This window comes from Thalassospira sp. ABD4_177, assembly GCF_056160125.1.
Genome location: NZ_JBSWWO010000001.1, coordinates 1,103,018 through 1,123,662, shown reverse-complemented (window position 1 = coordinate 1,123,662; position 20,645 = coordinate 1,103,018). Strand labels below are relative to the sequence as shown.

The 20,645-nt window shown below is 55.1% G+C and carries 19 protein-coding genes and 1 tRNA gene; 12 read left to right on the top strand and 8 right to left on the bottom strand.

Annotated elements, in window-relative coordinates; translation table 11 throughout:
* Nucleotides 1-2: 2 nt before the first annotated feature.
* The 5 genes from hutG (at nucleotide 3) to ACXAF0_RS05155 (ending at nucleotide 5,782) form a co-directional block, all read left to right on the top strand.
* Complete coding sequence (gene hutG / locus ACXAF0_RS05175) at nucleotides 3-806, top strand: N-formylglutamate deformylase (protein WP_475344438.1); 804 nt, start codon at nucleotides 3-5, stop codon at nucleotides 804-806.
* Nucleotides 803-2,479: a urocanate hydratase gene (gene hutU, locus ACXAF0_RS05170; protein ID WP_475344436.1), complete on the top strand. Its 1,677-nt coding sequence runs from the start codon at nucleotides 803-805 to the stop codon at nucleotides 2,477-2,479. The genes hutG and hutU overlap by 4 nt, the downstream gene beginning before the upstream one ends.
* Before the next feature lie 77 nt (nucleotides 2,480-2,556).
* Nucleotides 2,557-3,651, top strand: a complete 1,095-nt coding sequence (locus ACXAF0_RS05165) for a TRAP transporter substrate-binding protein (protein ID WP_475344434.1) — start codon at nucleotides 2,557-2,559, stop codon at nucleotides 3,649-3,651.
* Between the two features lie 62 nt (nucleotides 3,652-3,713).
* The gene (locus ACXAF0_RS05160) at nucleotides 3,714-4,235 is read left to right on the top strand and encodes a TRAP transporter small permease subunit (RefSeq protein WP_475344433.1); all 522 of its coding nucleotides are present in this window, start codon (nucleotides 3,714-3,716) and stop codon (nucleotides 4,233-4,235) included.
* Nucleotides 4,235-5,782, top strand: coding sequence for a TRAP transporter large permease (locus ACXAF0_RS05155; RefSeq protein ID WP_475344431.1), 1,548 nt, complete (start codon nucleotides 4,235-4,237; stop codon nucleotides 5,780-5,782). Before ACXAF0_RS05160 ends, ACXAF0_RS05155 begins: the two co-directional genes overlap by 1 nt.
* Before the next feature lie 423 nt (nucleotides 5,783-6,205).
* Here the strand turns inward: ACXAF0_RS05155 and ACXAF0_RS05150 are convergent.
* Nucleotides 6,206-6,291: transfer RNA gene (locus ACXAF0_RS05150), tRNA-Leu, on the bottom strand.
* 216 nt (nucleotides 6,292-6,507) lie between these two features.
* Here ACXAF0_RS05150 and ACXAF0_RS05145 point away from each other — a divergent pair.
* From ACXAF0_RS05145 to ACXAF0_RS05130, 4 genes are all read left to right on the top strand, one after another.
* Nucleotides 6,508-7,095, top strand: coding sequence for a YqaA family protein (locus ACXAF0_RS05145; RefSeq protein WP_475344430.1), 588 nt, complete (start codon nucleotides 6,508-6,510; stop codon nucleotides 7,093-7,095).
* Between the two features lie 43 nt (nucleotides 7,096-7,138).
* Nucleotides 7,139-7,645 carry a disulfide bond formation protein B gene (locus ACXAF0_RS05140; RefSeq protein WP_475344427.1) on the top strand — a complete coding sequence of 169 codons (507 nt, stop codon included), beginning with the start codon at nucleotides 7,139-7,141 and terminating at the stop codon, nucleotides 7,643-7,645.
* 212 nt (nucleotides 7,646-7,857) lie between these two features.
* Complete coding sequence (locus ACXAF0_RS05135; RefSeq protein ID WP_475344425.1) at nucleotides 7,858-8,754, top strand: helix-turn-helix domain-containing protein; 897 nt, start codon at nucleotides 7,858-7,860, stop codon at nucleotides 8,752-8,754.
* 147 nt (nucleotides 8,755-8,901) lie between these two features.
* Nucleotides 8,902-11,079: a TonB-dependent siderophore receptor gene (locus tag ACXAF0_RS05130; protein ID WP_475344424.1), complete on the top strand. Its 2,178-nt coding sequence runs from the start codon at nucleotides 8,902-8,904 to the stop codon at nucleotides 11,077-11,079.
* 87 nt (nucleotides 11,080-11,166) lie between these two features.
* Here the strand turns inward: ACXAF0_RS05130 and ACXAF0_RS05125 are convergent, their stop codons facing one another.
* Both ACXAF0_RS05125 and rpmB read right to left on the bottom strand, forming a co-directional pair.
* The gene (locus ACXAF0_RS05125; RefSeq protein ID WP_475344422.1) at nucleotides 11,167-11,733 is read right to left on the bottom strand and encodes an HNH endonuclease; all 567 of its coding nucleotides are present in this window, start codon (nucleotides 11,731-11,733) and stop codon (nucleotides 11,167-11,169) included.
* Nucleotides 11,734-12,116: 383 nt separating this feature from the next.
* Complete coding sequence (gene rpmB, locus ACXAF0_RS05120) at nucleotides 12,117-12,410, bottom strand: 50S ribosomal protein L28 (protein ID WP_008889909.1); 294 nt, start codon at nucleotides 12,408-12,410, stop codon at nucleotides 12,117-12,119.
* Between the two features lie 86 nt (nucleotides 12,411-12,496).
* On the opposite strand from rpmB, the gene ACXAF0_RS05115 reads away from it, so the two are divergent.
* Together ACXAF0_RS05115 and ACXAF0_RS05110 are read left to right on the top strand one after the other, a co-directional pair.
* Nucleotides 12,497-12,721, top strand: a complete 225-nt coding sequence (locus ACXAF0_RS05115; protein ID WP_475344416.1) for a hypothetical protein — start codon at nucleotides 12,497-12,499, stop codon at nucleotides 12,719-12,721.
* A gap of 141 nt (nucleotides 12,722-12,862) precedes the next feature.
* The gene (locus tag ACXAF0_RS05110) at nucleotides 12,863-13,051 is read left to right on the top strand and encodes a hypothetical protein (RefSeq protein ID WP_475344415.1); all 189 of its coding nucleotides are present in this window, start codon (nucleotides 12,863-12,865) and stop codon (nucleotides 13,049-13,051) included.
* 97 nt (nucleotides 13,052-13,148) lie between these two features.
* Here ACXAF0_RS05110 and ACXAF0_RS05105 read toward each other — a convergent pair whose 3' ends face one another.
* The 5 genes from ACXAF0_RS05105 to ACXAF0_RS05085 form a co-directional block, all read right to left on the bottom strand.
* Entirely contained in the window at nucleotides 13,149-15,215 is a 2,067-nt protein-coding gene (locus ACXAF0_RS05105) for a putative bifunctional diguanylate cyclase/phosphodiesterase (RefSeq protein WP_475344413.1), read from the bottom strand.
* A gap of 126 nt (nucleotides 15,216-15,341) precedes the next feature.
* The gene (gene gluQRS / locus ACXAF0_RS05100) at nucleotides 15,342-16,181 is read right to left on the bottom strand and encodes a tRNA glutamyl-Q(34) synthetase GluQRS (RefSeq protein WP_475344410.1); all 840 of its coding nucleotides are present in this window, start codon (nucleotides 16,179-16,181) and stop codon (nucleotides 15,342-15,344) included.
* Between the two features lie 19 nt (nucleotides 16,182-16,200).
* Nucleotides 16,201-18,126, bottom strand: coding sequence for a cobaltochelatase subunit CobT (gene cobT / locus ACXAF0_RS05095; RefSeq protein ID WP_475344408.1), 1,926 nt, complete (start codon nucleotides 18,124-18,126; stop codon nucleotides 16,201-16,203).
* A 51-nt stretch (nucleotides 18,127-18,177) separates the two neighbouring features.
* Nucleotides 18,178-19,185, bottom strand: a complete 1,008-nt coding sequence (gene cobS / locus ACXAF0_RS05090) for a cobaltochelatase subunit CobS (protein ID WP_475344405.1) — start codon at nucleotides 19,183-19,185, stop codon at nucleotides 18,178-18,180.
* A gap of 212 nt (nucleotides 19,186-19,397) precedes the next feature.
* A complete protein-coding gene (locus tag ACXAF0_RS05085; protein WP_475344403.1) occupies nucleotides 19,398-20,048 on the bottom strand; it encodes a DnaJ domain-containing protein in 651 nt (216 codons plus the stop codon).
* Nucleotides 20,049-20,208: 160 nt separating this feature from the next.
* Between ACXAF0_RS05085 and ACXAF0_RS05080 the strand changes: the two genes are divergently transcribed.
* Complete coding sequence (locus ACXAF0_RS05080) at nucleotides 20,209-20,505, top strand: BolA family protein (protein WP_475344401.1); 297 nt, start codon at nucleotides 20,209-20,211, stop codon at nucleotides 20,503-20,505.
* The last annotated feature ends 140 nt before the right edge of the window (nucleotides 20,506-20,645 follow it).

Below are 20,645 nucleotides of genomic sequence, written 5' to 3'. Positions count from 1 at the left end.
TCATGACCAACCCGGTTGAAATCAAACGCGGTGATAGCCCAATTGTACTGGGCCTGCCCCATACCGGCACATATGTGCCGGATGATATTGCCGCGAAGCTTAATGACCGTGGCCGTGAACTGGCCGATACCGACTGGCATATCCATACCCTTTATGACGGGGTGCTCGATGGTGCGACGACGGTGCGTGCGACATTCCATCGTTATGTGATTGACGCCAATCGCGATCCCGAAGGGGTTAGCCTGTATCCCGGTCAGAACACCACGACCCTTGTGCCGCTGACCGATTTTGATGGCGAGAACATCTGGGACGTGGCCCCGACTGAAGACGACATTGCCTATCGCGCAGCGACCTTCCATGCGCCTTATCATCAGGCACTGGCGACCGAGCTTGAACGGGTGCGCGCCAAACACAGGATCGCGATCCTTTATGATTGCCATTCGATCCGGTCCCACATTCCGTTCCTGTTTGACGGCACATTGCCGGACTTCAATGTCGGCACCAATCTGGGTACCACCTGCGACCCGATGATCGAGACGCTGACATCCGAAATCTGTTCGCAGGCGCAAGGATACAGTGCGGTTCTGAACGGTCGTTTCAAGGGCGGCTGGACCACGCGTCACTATGGCCGCCCGGAGATCAATCAGCACGCCATCCAGATGGAACTGGCGCAATCAACCTATCTGACGGCCGAGGAAGCCCCTTGGTCCTATGACGAAAGCCGTGCGGCAAAACTGCGCACGCATCTTACCGAAATCCTGAAGACACTGGCCGATTTGGCCCCAGCACTAAGAGGCAAGTCATGACCAACAATCCGCGTCACAATCAGCGTGATATTTATCCCGACACCGGGAGCGAAATTTCGGCGAAAAGCTGGCTGACCGAAGCGCCGATGCGCATGCTGATGAACAACCTGCATCCGGATGTGGCCGAAAACCCGCATGAGCTGGTTGTCTATGGCGGCATTGGTCGGGCAGCGCGCACCTGGAAGGACTTCGATCAGATCGTTGCCAGCCTCAAGGAACTTGAAGATGACCAGACCCTTCTGGTGCAGTCGGGCAAACCGGTGGGCGTGTTTCGCACCCACAAGGATGCGCCGCGTGTTCTGATTGCGAACTCCAACCTTGTGCCGCATTGGGCCAACTGGGACCATTTCAACGAGCTCGATAAAAAGGGTCTGGCGATGTATGGCCAGATGACTGCAGGGTCCTGGATCTATATCGGGTCGCAGGGCATCGTTCAGGGCACCTATGAAACCTTTGTCGAGGCAGGCCGCCAGCATTATGACGGCGACCTTACGGGCAAGTGGATCCTGACCGGCGGCCTTGGCGGCATGGGTGGCGCACAGCCATTGGCAGCTGTCATGGCCGGGGCCTGCTGCCTTGCGGTCGAGTGCGATGAAACCCGTGCGGACTTCCGCCTGCGCACGCGCTATGTCGACGAGAAAACCCACTCGCTTGATGAGGCGCTTGAAATGATCGAACGCTGGACCAAGGCGGGTGATGCCAAGTCCGTTGCCCTGATCGGCAATGCGGCGGATGTGTTCCCGGAACTGGTCAAGCGTGGCGTTCGCCCGGATATCGTCACCGACCAGACGTCGGCACATGATCCGGTGCATGGTTACCTGCCACAAGGCTGGACCGTTGCCGAATGGCGCGAAAAACAGGAATCTGATCCCAAGGCGGTTTCCAAGGCCGCGCGTGCATCGATGCGCGTTCAGGTCGAAGCCATGGTTGCCTTCCATGACGCAGGTATTCCCACCGTCGATTACGGCAACAACATCCGTCAGATGGCGCTTGAAGAAGGGTTCGAGAATGCATTCGCCTTCCCGGGCTTCGTTCCTGCCTATATCCGCCCGCTATTCTGCAAGGGCATCGGTCCGTTCCGTTGGGCTGCCCTGTCGGGTGATCCGGAGGACATTTATAAGACCGACCAGAAGGTCAAGGAACTGATCCCCGATGATCCGCACCTGCATAACTGGCTGGACATGGCGCGCGAACGCATTTCCTTCCAGGGCCTGCCGGCCCGTATTTGCTGGGTCGGTCTGGGGCAGCGCCATCGCCTAGGCATGGCGTTCAACGAAATGGTCAAGAATGGTGAACTCAAAGCCCCGGTCGTGATCGGGCGTGATCATCTTGACAGTGGTTCGGTTGCAAGTCCGAACCGGGAGACCGAAGCTATGAAAGATAGCTCGGATGCGGTCAGTGACTGGCCGCTTTTGAATGCGCTGCTGAATACGGCGTCCGGGGCAACCTGGGTCTCGCTGCATCATGGCGGCGGTGTCGGAATGGGCTTCTCGCAGCATTCCGGCATGGTGATTTGCTGTGACGGCACGGAAGATGCCGCACGCAGGGTCGAACGCGTCCTTTGGAACGATCCGGCAACCGGTGTGATGCGTCATGCGGATGCGGGATATGACATCGCACTGGATTGCGCACGGGAAAACGGGCTGAACCTGCCCGGTATTCTCGGCAAATAAGTCGAACTTTCACGTGGGGGCAATGACGATTGCCCCTACATCGCCCTATCAGGGTACAATCAAGGAGGCTTCTTAACATGAAAAGACGTGAATTTCTGACCGCCGGTGTGGCCGGCGCAGGTGTAGCGGCCGCTGCAACATTCGCAACCCCTGCCATCGCACAGGACAAGCGCCAGTGGAACATGGTTACCGCATGGCCGAAAAACCTGCCTGGGCCGGGTGTGGCTGCACAGAAACTGGCAGACCGTATCACCACCCTTTCGGGCGGTCGTCTTGAAGTCAAACTCCATGCCGCTGGCGAACTCGTTCCGGGTCGTGGTGTGTTTGACGCCGTTTCCGAAGGCACCGCCGAGATCTATCATGCGGTTCCGGCCTATTGGGGTTCGAAATCCAAAGGCATCCTTCTGTTCGGGTCGCAGCCGTTTGGCCTGCGTGCCGACGAACAGGTTGGCTGGCTGAACTATGGTGGCGGTCAGGAACTGTATGACGAAATCTATGGTCAGTTCGGCCTGAAGCCGTTCCTCTGTGGTAACTCCGGTCCGCAGTGGGCAGGTTGGTTCCGTAACGAAATCAACTCGGTCGATGACCTTAAGGGCCTTAAGTTCCGTACCACCGGCCTGGCATCGGAAATGTGCGCGAAACTCGGCATGGCGGTTCAGGCCATGGGCGGTCGCGACATGTTCCAGGCGCTGCAAAGCGGTGCGCTTGATGCCGGTGAGTTCATCGGTCCGTGGACCGATAGTGCGCTTGGCTTCTATCAGGTTGCCAAGAACTATTACTGGCCGGGTGTTGGCGAGCCGTCCTCAGCCGAGGAATGTGCGGTGAATGCCAAGGCATATGCAGACCTTCCGGAAGATCTGCAGGCGGTTGTGAAGTTCGCGGCAGACAGCCTTTATAACGAAGTCTGGACCGAGTACGAAACCAACCACGCCAAGGCATTGCAGAAACTGGTTGCCGAGCAGGACGTCAAAGTCCGCATGCTTCCCGATGAAGTCGTTGCCGCGATGGGTGACGCTGCGACCGAGGTTTATGCAGAACTGCGCGAAAGCGACGATGCATTGACCCGCAAAGTCACCGAAAGCTTCCTTGCCTATCGTGATCTGATCGGTGGTTACATGACCTATGCCGATAACGGTCAGATGAATGCCCGCGCCAAAGTGCTCGGCTTCTGATAGAACTGAAAACCGGCGCAGGGATATCCTTGCGCCGGTTGTTTTTCTGCTTGGGGAAATTCATGGAACGCCTTGCTGATCGGCTTGATCTGGTCAATCAATGGACCGGCATGACAGTGCGCTGGTTTGCACTGATCATGGTTCTTTTGCAGTTTGCCGTGGTCTTGCTGCGCTATGTTTTCGGGTTCAGTTCAATCGCGCTTAATGAAAGCGTGCTTTATCTGCATTCCGCTTTGTTCATGTTGGGGGCGGGTTATACGCTGTTGGTTGATGGCCATGTCCGGGTGGACATTTTCTATGCCGCTGCCACCGACAAGACCAAGGCGCGGATCGATGCCTTTGGCTATCTCGTTTTGGCAATTCCATCAATGCTGGCCCTGCTTTACTGGACCTGGCCATCGGTGATCAATTCGATCTCGATGATGGAAGGCGCGATTTCGGTTGGGGGCATTCCGGCCGTCTGGCTTTTGAAATCGCTGATCCCGGCCTTTTGCATTCTGTTGATTATCCAGTCTGTCGCCTGCCTGCTCAGGCAAGTAATTTTGCTGCGCGGGAATATTGAAGATCAAGGTGGTGCGAAGTGATGGAATATCTTGATCTTTTGATGTTTGCCGCCCTGATGGGCTGCATCCTGCTGGGCTTTCCGGTGTCGTTTTCGATTGCTGGCACGGCGGTGATTTTCGGTTATCTCGGCTGGGTGACCGATACGATGAATATCGGCCTGATGGGGGCATTCGGGCAGCGCGTGTTTGGCACGCTGACCAATGATGTTCTGATCGCCATTCCGCTATTTGTCGTTATGGGTGTGATCCTGGAACGGTCGCGCATTGCCGAAGATCTGCTTCATACCATGGGGCGCCTGTTTGGCCAGTTGCGCGGTGGTTTGGGCATTTCGGTCGTGCTGGTGGGTGCGTTGCTGGCGGCCTCGACCGGGATTGTCGGCGCCACCGTGATTGCCATGGGCATGATTGCCCTGCCGACCATGTTGCGCACGGGATATAACCCGAAAATGGCATCGGGCCTTGTCTGTACTGCCGGTACTTTGGGCCAGATCATTCCGCCCTCAACACTTCTGATTATTCTCTCTGACGTGATGTCATCGGCCTATCAGCAGGCGCAATATGAACAGGGTAAATTCACGATTGAAACCATTTCGGTCGGGCAGATTTTTGCCGGGGCCCTGATCCCGGGTCTGACACTGGTTGCGATCTATATCATCTATATCCTGCTGCGCGGGGTGTTTCGCCCGGATGATATGCCGCCGGTGCAAAGCGATGATGGCCGGCCAAGCCTTGGCGAAGTGGTGGGTGCGGTTTTGCCACCCGTGCTTCTGATCATTGCGGTACTGGGTGCCATTCTGGGCGGGGTTGCCACCCCGACCGAGGCGGCATCGGTCGGCGCAATTGGCGCGATCCTGATGGCGGGTATCCGTCAGGGGGCGAACCGCAACCTGGTTTTGACCGGGACCGTGGCACTTTTGATCCTGGCTGTTATGGCCGGGGTTGCGCCGGTGCGGTTCCAGCGCAGCGATCTGACCGGTTTTGATTATGCCCTGGGTGTTGGCTACGTCATCCTGGCGATCATCGGGATCGTTGCGATCCTGGCGTGTCTGCGTCAGGCATGGAAAACCGACATTCTGAAATCCGCCCTGACCTCGACCATGACGGTCAGCTCGATGATCTTTGCCACCATCCTGACAGCCAGCATGTTCTCGCTGGTGTTTATCGGGCTGGGCGGTGAAGACCATGTGGCCGAGATTTTGGAAGCCATGCCTGGTGGCCCGACGGGTGCGCTGATCTTCTGCATGGCGTTGATTTTTGTGCTCGGCTTCTTCCTTGATTTCGTCGAAATCACGGTGATCCTGCTGCCGCTGATTGCGCCGGGGCTGATCATGATGGGCCACGATCCGGTGTGGCTGGCGATCCTGATTGCTATCAACCTGCAGACATCGTTCCTGACACCGCCGTTCGGTTTCTCGCTGTTTTACCTGCGCAGTGCCGCCCCACCGGAAATCACCACCGGCCAGATCTATCAGGGCGTCATCCCCTTCATCGCGCTTCAGCTGTTTGGCATTTTCGTGATCTGGCTCTGGCCGTCGCTCGCCAACTGGCTGCCCAGCGTGGTGTTCTGATCGAACGGCAATAAAAGATTTCCAAAACGCCCTAGACTGCTCTGGGGCGTTTTTTTTGTTTCAGGTGCAATTATCATGAAACACGCCTACCGACGCTAGAGTAGTTTCCGTTTAGATTGAAGCGTTTTGTTCGTGTTTGGCGAACTGTTTGGCAAGGCACAGCGCGCAAGGGCGATGCGGTGCATCGTTCAAGCGGTGTAACACCGCAAAACATCGCCAAACCGAACCCTTCGGGCCGGGACATTCTTCTGCCCCGCAGCGTCGAGGATCTTGCCCGTAGCACCGCTACGCACGGCGATCCTTTCCTTGCAGGACAAAAGAATGCCTCCGGCAAAACGTTTCAATCTAAACGGAAACTACTCTAGCGACTTGGGGCGCGCAGTTGGTGTTAAGCTCAACTGTTTTATATTAAGGAAAAAGCGATGGTGCCCCCGGGGAGAATCGAACTCCCACTCACTAGGTGAAACAGATTTTGAGTCTGCCGCGTCTACCAATTCCGCCACAGGGGCAGGCATTACGGGTGCGTGTGCGCACCATCCATCGACGGGCGGGATAATAGCTGTAAATTTCGCCGGGTCAATGGGGCTTTGTGCAAAAATGCATCCCTGTGAAACCCGATAAACTGCGCCATTGCGATTGCGGGCAAAATGGGGTTTGATCTGGCCTGTTTTCAAGGCCAAGCGCCGTACACCAACCGCAAATAACATCGATAAGGCGTCCTTGCCGTGATCCGCAGCCTCTATGACTGGACCATGACCCTTGCTGGCCACCGACATGCTGGCTGGGCCTTGTTTTTCATCGCCGCAATCGAAAGCTCTGTCTTTCCGATCCCGCCTGATATTCTGCTGATCCCGATGATTATCGCCGCGCCCACACGGGCCTGGCGCTATGCCTTGATCTGCCTTGTCGGGTCGGTGCTGGGCGGCCTGGTCGGGTATGGTATCGGCTTCTTCCTGTTTGAGACGGTTGGCCGTCCGGTGCTTGAGCTTTATGGCTATGCCGGAAAATTCGATCAGTTCCGCGATTATTATAATGAATGGGGTGCGTGGGCCGTCTTTATAGCCGGCGTGACGCCATTCCCTTATAAGGTGATCACCATTCTTTCGGGTGTAACCGCCCTTGATCCGATTGTCTTTACGGTCGCATCGATCCTAGCGCGCGGATTGCGGTTCTTTGTCATTGCAGCGCTTATCTGGAAATTCGGCCCGGTCATCCGCGACTTTATCGAAAAGCGACTGGGCCTCTTTTTCACCATATTTATCGTGGTTCTTGTCGGTGGGTTTGCCGCGCTTAAACTGATCCCGCATGGTTGACCCGATGCCAGATTCTTATGGAAGACGACAAACGGATTTGTTGATGTTCAAACTGCTGCGCCCCCGCTTCATCCCGGCCTTTCCGCCCCTCGCCCTGCTGTTGATTTCACTCGGCAGCATAGGCTTTGCATTTTATGCGCAATATGTCCAGAAGCTGTTGCCTTGTGTGCTCTGCCTTTATCAGCGTGTGCCTTTTTATGTGGTGGCCGGTCTTTCGGTGGTTGCGCTCCTGCTCATTCGGTTTCCGGCAGCGGCACGGGCCGTGGTTTACCTGTGTGCCGCGACGTTTGCAGTCGGCACGGTTATCGCGTTTTATCATCTCGGGGTTCAGGAACTGTGGTGGGAAGGGCCTGCCATGTGTGGTGGGGTGCAAAGCGGAGCCGGATCGATTGCCGATCTTAAGGCGCAGTTGATGGCCCAGCCGATCATTCGCTGTGACAAGATCGACTGGACCCTGTTTGGCGTTACCATGCCGACCGTGAATGTGTGTTTCTCTGCGGCACTGACTATTTTCTGCCTGATCGCGCCGTCGCGCTGGATGAAAAAGTAACAGCAAGCGACTTTGGTCCTGCTTACAAAACCCGTCTGACACGCCAGGCGGGTTTTGCTTTTGCGCGCCTCTCGCCTCGCGCGAACAACTGCTCAGAAATCCGACAATTCTTCGCATAGTAATGAGAATTATTATTGTTTGCATAAAAATCCCGGTTATATTGAGAGCCATTCGCACCACCAGACACCACCTGCATGAAGGACCCCGTTGTCATGACTTCCATGGCATTCCATCCACAAATGATCAGCAAGATCGAAGGGATTTCTCTTCTTGATGACTTGCGCTTTCGTCGCTGGAACGCAGCGATCACAGATTTGTGGCATGTAGAGTGCGCACAGGAAGCCGGGGGAACCTATATATCACGTGCACCTCTTCTGGTCGCGTTGCTTGATTGCGTTGGCGAAACACGGGTGAATGTCCGTACAGCAAGCGACATTGCGAAGACAGAGGACCGCAAGAATGGCTGCCTGTATTATGTGCCTGCCGGAATGGAAATATCATCCGAGATTTTCGGGAAGTGCCGTTTGCGTCATCTGGATGTTCATCTGGATGTCAACGCACTGGAAAGCAGCTTGGGGCATGAAATTAAACGTGATATTCTTGAAACGCCACGAATGGGTTTCTGCGATCAGCGCATTAACACATTGGCGCGGATGTTGGCGACTGATCTCGAAAATGGCGAGACAAGTCCCCAAATCTATGGCGAGAGTTTGGTAACAGCACTGACCGCCGCGCTGCTGAGCCCCACGCAATCCGACGAACCACAACGCAAACGCGGCAAACTTGCCCCCTTCCATTTACGCAAGTCTGTCGACTATATCGAACAAAATTGCGGGCGCACCATTCGCCTCGATGAACTGGCACAACTGACCGGGCTGTCCCAATCCTATTTCTGTTCAGCCTTTCGTGAAAGTACCGGTATGCCACCGCAACAGTGGCAGATGAAAGCGCGGGTCGAACGAGCCAAGACCCTGCTTAAAGATGCCGACACGCCGCTTGCCTCGGTGGCCCTTCGGGTTGGCTTTGCCGATCAGGCACATCTGACGCGGGTCTTCCGCAAGATCGTTGGCACAACACCTGGCGCCTGGCGCAAAGAGCATTTTGCCTAACTTAAGCCAAATTCCGTTCAATACGGCGAAATCCGGTTCAATATCCCATCCCCTACTGCGTGATATCGAGTGTCCATCATCATAGATGGCCCGCCGGTTCCCGCCCGACAGGTCGTCATCAAAGACAACCGATACAGGGAATCCCAAATGCGTTTTACAGGACAGAAACTGTCTTCGGCCCTATTACTGGGCACCGCAGTCGCACTTATCATTGCCTTGCCAAGTTACGCACTGGCGCAATCAGATACGAATACGAAAGCAACCGACAGCGAGACCACCGAAGGAACGGAAACGGCACCACTTGTGATCGAGGCAGACGCGGAGTTTGAAACCGCAACCTCACCGGTTGAGGGCTTCGTTGCAACCCAAAGTGCCACTGCGACCAAGACCGATACGCCAATTACCGAAACGCCACGATCAATGTCAGTTGTCGGCACCGATGAAATCAACACCCGGCAGGCCAGCACGGTGATGGAAGCGCTGAAATACTCAGCAGGGGTTCAGCCTGACCAGTTCGGTTATGATACGCGTTATGACTGGTTCAAGGTACGTGGCTTCACACAGCAGGATATCGGTCTTTATCGAGATGGTCTCCAACTTCGCTCGTCAGGCTATGCATCCTTCCGTCAGGAGGCCTATGGTGCAGAGCGCATTGAACTGCTGCGCGGGCCGACCTCTGTGATGTACGGGCAAAATGCCCCTGGGGGACTTGTTAACGTCGTCACCAAACGTCCGCACGAAAACATGGTCAACGAAGTTGCGCTTGAAGCGGGTAGTTTCGATCATAAACAGGGTGCGTTTGATGTCGGCAGCAAGCTGATCGAGGATGGCAGTGTCCTGTATCGCCTAACCGGTCTTGTGCAAGATTCCGGAACCCAAACCAATATGGTCGATGATGACAGGATCTATATCGCACCGTCGTTAAAATGGGAAAATGACGATACATCCCTGACCATCCTTACCCATTACCAACACGACAAAACCGGCTCCGCCAATAACTGGCTACCGACCGTCGGGACAATCTACAGCGCACCCAACGGCGCAATTCCAGTTGATGTCTTCACCGGCGAACCGGGCTTTGAAGGATATGAACGTGTTCAGACATCCTTTGGCTATGAATTCAGCCATGATTTCAGCAATCATGTCACCTTCCGCCAGAATGCGCGTTATGCCTTTGTCGATGTCGATTATAAAACTGTTTACGGTAACGGTTGGTCGGATGTGAATGCAGGCACCCTGAAACGCAACGTCTTGCGGACGGATCAGAACGCGCACACAATCACCATTGATAATCAGCTTGAAACACGGTTTGAGACAGCCAATATCCACCATACACTGCTGACCGGGATGGATTATCAACATAACATTTATGACCGTTACGCCGCATATGGAAGCGCATCGGCATTAAATGTCTATAATCCGGTCTATGGCGGGACGATTAGTGCGCTATCGACTTGGTATGACGACGACATCACGCTTCGTCAGCTTGGGATCTATGCGCAAGACCAGATCGACTTTGACGAACACTGGACACTGACCCTTGGCGGTCGTCAGGACTGGTCGGATGAGGAAAAGCGGAACAACGCCAGCAATGGTGCAAAAAGTAGCACCAATGATCACGCTTTTTCCGGTCAAGCCGGCCTTGTTTACAAAACCAACTTTGGTCTGGTTCCCTATTTCAGCTATTCGGAATCCTTCAATCCGGTTGCAAGCGAGGGTTCGCAGAACTTTGATCCAGAAACGGGTCAGCAGTTTGAAGTCGGAGCCAAGTACGAACCGCAAAGCTTCAATGGCCTGCTGACTGCTGCGCTATATGACCTGCGGCGCCAGAACGTCACCACAACCGATCCAAACAATAGCGCGCGCAAGGTTCAAACCGGTGAAGTTCGTTCACGTGGCCTCGAACTCGAAGGCACGATTGAGCCAATTGCAGGACTGGTTGCCAAAGCGGCCTATAGCTACAATGATGCCGAAGTCACCAAAAACAATGATGGGAATCAGGGCAAATCTCCCACCGGTGTGCCAGAACATACCGCATCTCTTTGGGCCGACTACACGTTGCAAAACGGGGCAATGAAGGGTTTTGGCTTTAATGGCGGGGTCCGATATCTTGGCAATCAGTATGGTGATGCATCAAACAGCTTCCAAATTCCGGCTACAACCTTGTTTGATGCCGGTATCCACTACGAAATTGATGGATATCTCCTGGCATTAAATGCAACCAACTTGGCTGACGAACGCTGGGTTGCGACCTGCTCAGGTTCCAATGCCTGTTATTACGGACAGGGCCGCACTATTCTGGCAACGGTCAAATATCGCTGGTAGGAGCAAGGCGGCTATAATGATCACGGAAAAAAGCACTGCAGTGAAAGGCAGTGCTTTTTTCTTTGCCGCAATAACGATAGCCAATGATCAGAAGTCGTATTCCAGTTCGGTATCCCAGTATAAAAAATCCCGCCAACTTTCATGAAGATAGTTTGGCGGGAAACGGCGTCCTGTTGATTGCAGTTCGTGCATTGTGGGCTGTCCCGGCGTCCTGCGCAGTCGCAGGCCCGCCTCGCGCACCGATCGACTGCCCTTATAGAGGTTGCAGTCAGAACAGGCCGTGACGATGTTTTCCCAGTTGGTGCGCCCACCGCGTGCACGCGGAATGACATGGTCAAAGGTCAGCTCGTTGGTTGGCAGGCGATCGCCGCAATACTGACAGGAAAACTCATCACGCAGAAAGACGTTGAACCGGGTGAAGGCCGGGCTGCTTTTGAGCGGGACATATTCCTTGAGCGAGATGACGCTGGGCAGGCGCATTTTAAAGGAGGGAGAGCGTACTTCGCGGTCGTATTCGGACAGAACATCGACGCGTTCAAGAAAGACCGCCTTGAGCGTATCCTGCCAGGACCAAAGAGACAGAGGAAAGTAGCTCAACGGCCGAAAGTCGGCGTTAAGAACAAGTGCCGGACACGCATTGGGCGATAAATGCATATCATCCGCTCCACCGTGTTTACCGAGTCGCTTACTTTGTTTAGCAGGTCCGGGAATCGCTGTTGATGAACATATCATGACGTTTCACCAAACCGGGCGACACGGCAACGTAAACCACTGATAGAGCAAAGTATAGAACAAATTTCCAAAAGCGCAAAGCCCGTGTTCCGCCGAGTCGCGTTTCTTCACGCAACATCGTTGCGCAACCCTTGGAACCCCTTGGCAAAGACGATCAAGCGCAGCACAAAAAAAGCCGCCAGACCCTGTCTGGCAGCGTGCATTGTGCGTCTCGACTGACGCAAACAATCACGGGACTGGAAAAACGAAAGGCCCGCTTATAAAGCGGGCCTTCGTAAATTCTGTCTGTAAAGCAGAAGCCTTGATTAGGCAGCTTTTGCTTCAACAGCTTTGGCGACCTGGCGTTTGATTTTCACCAAATCTGCCGGCAGCTTTGCATTTGCAGTGCTGAGCAGATATGCATCCAGACCACCACGTTTTTCGATGGTGCGGACAGCATTGGTGGTCAGACGCAGACGCACCGAACGACCGAGCGACTCACTAAGCAGCGAGGTCGGCTGCAGGTTCGGGAGGAAACGACGTTTGGTACGATTGTGGGCGTGGCTCACATTCATGCCGACCAAAACGCCTTTGCCGGATACCGGGCAGCGACGTGCCATGACCTGATCTCCTGGTCTATAAATTCGCAAAAGGACGCTTGGCCTGAACATGCAGGCCCGCGCTTGGAAGCGGGTTAATACTGCCTATGGCCTATGTCGTCAAGCCTTCATCAAGCGAAAACCGCGACAAAAACGCTTATCCGAGCGGTTTTGGCGATAATCCGTGGTTTGGGCCGGTATTTGCCCAACTCAACCGCACGGAATCTTTGGCTTTTCAAACCGGGGCGACAATAACAAACAGCGCCTTGGCGGGCAATTGCGCCATTTCGGTCTATGGCTACGCACCGATTCTCCATCCTTGTATTATATAATGTCAGGACGTGTTTTATCCGCATACGGGCCTCTGGTTTCAAACTGCACGCTTTATTGATACGGATCAAAACGCAGACGCGCACAGCATGGTAAGTTCAACACCATGAGTTAAAAAATCCGTTTCGGGAGCATGACGGGACATGAAATCAGATAGTAAAGTTTCTCTGCCGCTTTTGGGCATTCTGCTGGTCGCTGTAATTGGCTTGGCGCTTTATCTTGCCGGTTATGTTCTTGCCGCTCTAGGCATTCCTGTCGCGTCCTTCTGGATTTACGTTGCGCTGGCCCTTGTGCCGGTCAGCTTCCTTGTCCTGATTGATTTTAGCCGCTGATTCTGCCTCCCCCCGCAGAACAGTACTGAGACGGCCTGCCACTTGTTGCGACAGGCCGTTTTTTTTTATGCGCTCATGGCACCAGAAAACGGGCATCTCAGACAGGCTGATGGTGATCGCTTTGCCATTGGGTATCGCGGCAGGGCATCTGACCGGGCCGGGCAAAGAAATACCCCTGATAGGCATCAACCCCCATCGCCATCAGCTCATCACGTTGATGGGCGGTTTCGATCCCCTCAGCGATCACCTTAAGACCAAAGCGATGGGCAATCAGAATTGCCGCCTCGATCACGACGCGGGCATTTTCATCCATGGCCAGAACAAATGACTTGTCGATCTTGACGGCATCGACCCGGATTTCGTGCAGGCGCGACAGGGACGAATAGCCGGTCCCGAAATCATCAATGTAAATTTCAATCCCCATGTCATGGAGCTGACCGAGCACACTGGCGATCTGGGTGGTCTGACGTTTTTCAAAGATCGATTCCGTGACTTCCAGAACCAGTCGATTTGCGGCCAGCCCGGTCTCGACCAGAATACGCGAGACCATATCGGCGAAATTCGGCATGACGATTTGGCGAATCGATACGTTGATCGCAATTTTCGTTGTCGCTGCAATTTCGCTGCTGTCTTGCAAGGTCTGACAGGCCCGGCGCATACACCATTCGCCGATATCAACGATCAGGGCACTTTCCTCGGCAATCGGGATGAATTCATCGGGTGGCACCACACCCAGCACCCCACTGTTCCAGCGCAAAAGCGCCTCGTAGACGATGATATCGCCGGTCACGGCATCAATGACCGGCTGGTATTCGATATTGAACTCATCGGCACTCATGGCACGCCGAAGGGCCTGTGTGACGCTGAGGCGGCGTTCCTGTTCAGTCAGCAGCATCTTGTCATAGTTATGTACGCTGCCGCGTCCTGATCTCTTGACCTCTGCCGCGGCGAGGTCGGCCCAGTGGATCAATTCCGAAATTGACGGATTGCGGCCCGAGGAAAAGGCAACCCCGGTGCTAAAGCCGACATGCAGTGTATGGCCGACAATATTGATCGGCTGGCTTACCGCATGCTGGGCCAGCTCAACCGTATATTCGACCAGCGGATGGAGTTCCTGATGCGGGGCGGCCAGAACGATCAGAAACTCGTCCCCGCCCCAGCGGCCCAGCGCATGATGTTCACCAACACATTCGCCCAGCCGCTCACTGACCGCGCGCAGGACTTCATCACCGATCGCATGACTGAGCCCGTCATTGATCTGCTTGAAGCGATCCAAATCGATAAACAAAACCGCGTAATCGAGTAACGCGTCCGATCGCTTTTTTTCCTCAAACCATGCAACGATTCCGTCGCGGTTATAGATGCCTGTCAGCGCGTCATGCTCCACCAGATCGCGGAGTTCCTCGGTGCGCTGTTCAACGCGGGCTTCAAGGGTCGCGTTCCAGTCCTCGGTAATCCGGTTTTTCTGCTTGAGATCTTCAATCAGCCGCTGGTTCTGATGTTTCAGCACAAAGGAGCGGAACAGAACGGCGTGGTTGTTGCGATGGGTCACCAGCATCACCAGCAGGAACACCATCGCCAAGACCGACAGGATATAGTTCGCATCCCCCATCACCGCCAGGATCACTGCCGGCGGCAACAGCAACGCACAAAGATAGAAGCGCCCAACGAGGAAGACCGGCGCCAGAATGCCGGTGGCACCCCCGGCCATGCCGGCAATAATGATCATGGTCAGGAACTGGCTTTCGCCCTGAACTGCGGGAATTTCAATCGCGCCGACCAGTGACCACATAAGCCCGGTGACAATCACCCCGATTTGGTAGCGAAAGCGCCATTTGCGAAGTTGATCAGAGGAGAGCTCGGTACTGTTTTCACGCGTCAGGTGGTAAAGGTATCCTCCCCAAAGCCGAATGCAGCAAATAACTGTGACGACCAGAAGCCAGATGACCGTTTCCGCGCGTAAATCGCCGCGCAGCCAGAACATCGCAATCATGCTGGCACCCGCGGCCAGATTGACCAGAATGTTCGCCCAGTTATTGCGATAAGCCAGATCCAGCAGGTCGCGCTGAACCTTACCGGTCAAATTCTCGCCAGCATTAATTTCTATACCCGGGTCGAGAACGCGTTTACCGATCCTCCTGACCAAGCCAGCATTTTTTTCCATCTGGTCTTGCGCCTCTGACATCGTCGTATGATCAAAGATATCCTATACGTAGGTACTAACCCACGACAATGGGAATATGATCTAACCACGATATTGCTTTGGGATAATGCCGTAACGTCAAACGGATCAGGACAGCGTGGCCATCCTGATGACGTCTTGGGGCAGAAGCCCCTCTTCGCGCATGGATCTGAGCGTCTTGGATTTGTCGCGCTTGGCAAAGCGTTTGCCGTCCGAGCCGGTCAGAAGCCCGTGATGGTGATATTCCGGCACGTCATAGCCCAGCAATTCCTGCAACAATCGATGCAGGTGGCTGGCAAAAAACAGGTCTTCCCCGCGCGTAACAACGGTGATCCCCTGATGGTTATCATCGTGGGTAACCGAGACATGATAGCTGGTCGGGGTATCCTTGCGCGCAAGCACCACATCGCCAAAGATTTCCGGCGTGGCAATCTGTTTGCCCGCAGCCCGATCAAACCAGGTCAGTTCACGCCCCACCCGTTTAAGCGCCGCGCCCATATCAAGACGCAGCGCATAGCTTTCCCCCGCCGCAATGCGGTCCTGCCGTTCAGATGCCGAGCACTGCCGACAGGTACCGGGATAAAGCGCGCCATCGGGGCCATGCGGCGCGTTGCCGATGCGGGCGATTTCGGCCTGAATATCCTTGCGCGTGCAAAAGCACGGATAGAGCAAATCCATATCTGACAGGCGATCGAGCACCGTCTGATAATCGGTAAAGTGATCGGACTGCACCCGGACGGGCTGTTCCCATCGAAGGCCCAGCCAGGCGAGGTCTTCATAGATCGCATCGAGATATTCCGGACGACACCGGGTCTGGTCGATGTCTTCGATCCGCAAAAGAAAACGGCCATCCGGCCCGGCCTGTTTTGCAGAAAACAAGGCCGAGGCCGCATGGCCGAGATGAAGATATCCGGTCGGGCTGGGTGCAAAGCGGGTGATGATGCTCATCCTCGATACACCTTGGCCGTTACCAGCGGTCGCGGTCACCCGCGGCATGATCGCGGGCCTGCGCATTATCGGCCGGCACATGGCGCATCGGGCGTTTTGGCTGACGCGCGCCTTCCTCGTCAAACAGATCGGAAAGTTCGCGCAGCATGGTGCCGCCGAGTTCTTCCGGATCGTTGATCGTCACCGCGCGGCGATAATAGCGCGTCACGTCATGGCCGATACCAATCGCCAGCAATTCGACCGCCGATCTGGTTTCGATCCATTCGATCACTTCACGCAGATGGCGTTCCAGATAATTTCCGGAGTTGACCGAAAGTGTTGAATCATCGACCGGTGCACCATCGGAAATCACCATCATGATCCGGCGTTGTTCGGTACGCGCCAGAAGACGTTCATGCGCCCAAAGCAGCGCTTCGCCGTCGATGTTTTCCTTCAGCAGGCCTTCGCGCAGCATCAGACCAAGGTTCTTGCGCGCCCGACGCCAAGGCGTATCGGCGGCCTTGTAGATGATGTGACGCAGATCGTTCAGACGACCGGGTTTTGGCGGTTTGCCGGCCTCGACCCAGTTTTCACGCGATTGACCGCCTTTCCACTGGCGGGTGGTAAAGCCCAGAATTTCGACCTTCACCCCGCAGCGTTCCAGCGTGCGCGCCAGAATATCGGCCGACAGGGCCGCAATCGTGATCGGACGACCCCGCATGGAGCCGGAATTATCGATCAGAAGCGTCACGACCGTATCGCGGAAATCAGTGTCCTGTTCCTGCTTGAAGGACAGCGAGGTCGACGGCGTTGCAACGATACGCGCAAGCTTCGCGGCATCGAGAATGCCTTCTTCAAGGTCGAAGTCCCAGCCACGGTTCTGCTGCGCCATCAGGCGGCGTTGCAGACGATTGGCAAGGCGCGAAACCACGTTCTGAAGATTGGCGAGCTGCTTATCAAGCATCGCACGCAGGCGCGACAGTTCGAGGTTTTCACACAGATCATCTGCCGTGACGACTTCGTCGTATTCGCGGGTGAACGGCTCATACCCGCGCTCGACCGGTTCGTTGCGACCATCAAATTCAGGCTGCTCGCCCGGGCCGGCAGGCTTTTCTTCCTGCGACATGGCTTCAAGCTGCTGATCGTCAATATCGCCTTCGCCGGCTTCGGCTTCTTCGGAACCGGCATCAGACTGATCATCGCTGCCATCAGGTTCGGAATCGTCATTCTGGCCCTGCTGGCCACCCTGACTTTCCATGTCTTCCTGATCGGGATCGTTTTCGCCTTCTTGCTGATCTTCGTCCTCGCCTTCCTGTTCGGGCGGGGCATCGTCGAGGTCTTCTTCCAGCGACAGGTGATCAAGAAGTTTGCGCATGCCGCGTGCAAAGGCTTCCTGATCGTCCATGACATCGCGCAGATCGGTCAGGTCAGCACCGGCATTTTCTTCGATGTGGGATCGCCACAAATCAATCAGCGGGCCTGCTGATTCAGGCGCCTTTTCACCGGTAAAAATTTCACGCGCCAGCATCCCGATCGCATCGGCAAACGGGGCGTCATCACGCGATGTTACGCGGTGATAGTTCTTGGCGTGGCAATCCTGTTCGGCATGTTCACGCAGGTTTTTGCGCACACCGGGGAAATAGCGCGAACCAACTGCTTCAACACGCGCTGTTTCAAGCGCATCGTAAACAGCCTGTGCCTCGGCCGTTTCGGGCATGCGTTTGGCGTGCAGGCCAGCATCATGGTGACGCATTTTAAGAGCCCAGCCATCAGCAACGCCGCGCAGATCAGCGACCTCATCCTTGGGCATGGCCTGTTTGGGCATCGGCAAACGCACATGTTCGCCGTACCCCCCGGGGCGCCCGCCTTTGACAAAGCCGACTTCCAGATCATTGCGCCCGGCAAGCGCACGAAACGTTGCTGCCGTGCCGCGCAAGAAGCCGGAAAGAGCCTCATCATTCTTCATTGCACTACTCGCTTGTGGAACCAGTTCGCCAATCTGTTTGAGGGTCACGCCTTAGCGGACCATCACATTGATGGCTTCCTCGGGCAGTTCTTCGCCAAAGCAACGCTGGTAATATTCTGCCAGGATCGGACGTTCGACTTCATCGCAACGGTTCAGGAAGGTCACGCGGAAGGCATAGGAAACGTCGCCGAAAATCTTGGCGTTTTCAGCAAGCGTAATCACGGTACGCGGGCTCATGACGGTGGAAATATCACCAGCAACAAAGCCCTGACGGGTCAGGTTGGCAAGAGCCACCATGGCTTCGATTTTCTGGCGGCCTTCGGCGTTATCAAATGCCGGAACCTTGGCGGTGATGATGTTGGTTTCATCTTCGACCGACAGATAGTTCAGCGTCGCAATGATCGACCAACGGTCCATCTGGGCCTGGTTGATCTGCTGGGTGCCGTGATAGAGGCCCGTGGTGTCACCAAGACCAACCGTGTTTGACGTCGCAAACAGGCGGAAATGCGAATGCGGGTGGATGACCTTGTTCTGATCAAGCAGGGTCAGCTTGCCATCGACTTCCAAAACACGCTGGATAACGAACATCACGTCCGGACGGCCAGCATCATATTCATCAAACACCATCGCGACCGGGCGTTTCAGTGCCCAGGGCAGAATGCCTTCGCGGAATTCGGTGATCTGTTTACCATCGCGAAGCACAATCGCGTCTTTACCGATCAGGTCGATACGGCTGATATGGCTATCAAGGTTTACACGCACGCACGGCCAGTTCAGGCGCGATGCCACCTGTTCTATATGGGTCGATTTACCGGTGCCGTGATACCCCTGAATCATCACACGGCGGTTATAGGCAAAGCCCGCCAGGATCGCCAGCGTGGTGTCGCGATCAAAACGATAGGTCGGGTCAACCGCCGGTACATGTTCGCTGCCCTTGCTAAAGGCCGGGACTTCCATATCAACATCGATCCCGAACGTTTCGCGCACGGAAATGGTGGTATCGGGTGTATCAAGCGGATGTTCTGCCGCTGCACCGCTCGCTTCGTAACCTTGGCTCATAAGTACTCGCGCATTTGTCGGACCGGCGCTGGTGGCGCGGTCGTTTCGTTAAACTTGCTCATTAATAGCGGTTATGACGCATCACACAAAGGGAAGATGCGCAAAAAATCTCTATTATCGCAAAAGGTTTACTCGATAAGAGCTATCCGGTACGCAAACTGCGACCAAATAGACCGGTTTTCACCGAATTTCGCAGAAAATTAGCGGGAAACCTAAAGAGTCACCCGCGCTTCGAGATCGCGGATGTACTGGGTCAGCGATGTATAGGCCGCGCTGATGCGTTTGAAGCGTTCCTCGGCGGCCTTGTCCCCACCATTGGCATCGGGGTGATACTTTTTCGAAAGCGCCTTGTATTTGGCCTTGAGCTCATCACGGCTGAACGGCCAGCCAAGATCAAGGGTCGCCATCGCCTGTTGCTGTTCGGCCGGCATGCCAAGCGCGCCTGCACGACGTTGGGCTTCTTCGCTTTTGCGTTTGCGTTCGGCATTCGCCTTGTCTTCGGCACCGGGACCGTGATGGGTTTGGTCGCCATCTTCGTTAAAGAAGCCGAACCCGTCCTTGAACTTGAAATTGAACGGCTTTTTCGAACCGCGGATATGACCGAACTGCCAGGTCGGGCGTTGCCAATGGGTATCGCGGCGCATGTCGCTTTCGATATCCTCGGCCTTCATGCCGGCATAATAGTTCCACGACTTGTTGTATTCGCGGACATGTTCCAGACAGAACTTGTAATAGTCGCGCAACTTGCGATCCTTGGGCGCACGGAATTCCCCATGCCCGTCACAATCCGGCCAGTCACATTCCGGCAGAACGGGTTCGTCATGGTAGAGCGTCTTGCGCTTGTTGCGGTGTCCTCGGTTCATTTGCGTCTATATGTTCTGAAAGTTTGCGGCGCGCAATATCATAAGGGCGCTTTAAATGCGATAAAAGGCTTGAAAAGCGCCTAGCGCATGCCAGACCCTCTCAACCAGATTCGTTTTTGCAGCCATCTGCAAACATCACCAAAAAACAGAGGCCCTTATCATGCAGGTCGCCAACCAGATCCGTAACATCCTGACCGAACAGTTCGCCCCGGTCGAACTACAGATCAATGATGATTCATCCAAACATGCCGGTCATGCCGGGGCTGACCCGCGTGGCGAGTCCCATTTTTCCGTCCTTGTCGTGTCCGAAAAATTCGAAGGCGAGAACCGCGTGAACCGCCAGCGCCTTGTGTATGGGGCGCTTGATGAATTGCTCAAGGACCGGGTTCATGCGCTTGCATTGAAAACCATGACACCCGCGGAATACGAAACCGCCCTTGCCGCACGAAACAATTAATCACAATTCCATATCGTGAAATCAACCTAGACGTTCATCCCGATTAGGCGCAATGCTTATGCACAAGCCGTGCGGAGTTTCAAATCCGCGCGGCACGGATGCCGGTCAATGGCATCCGCTACAATCGGGAGGACTACGTA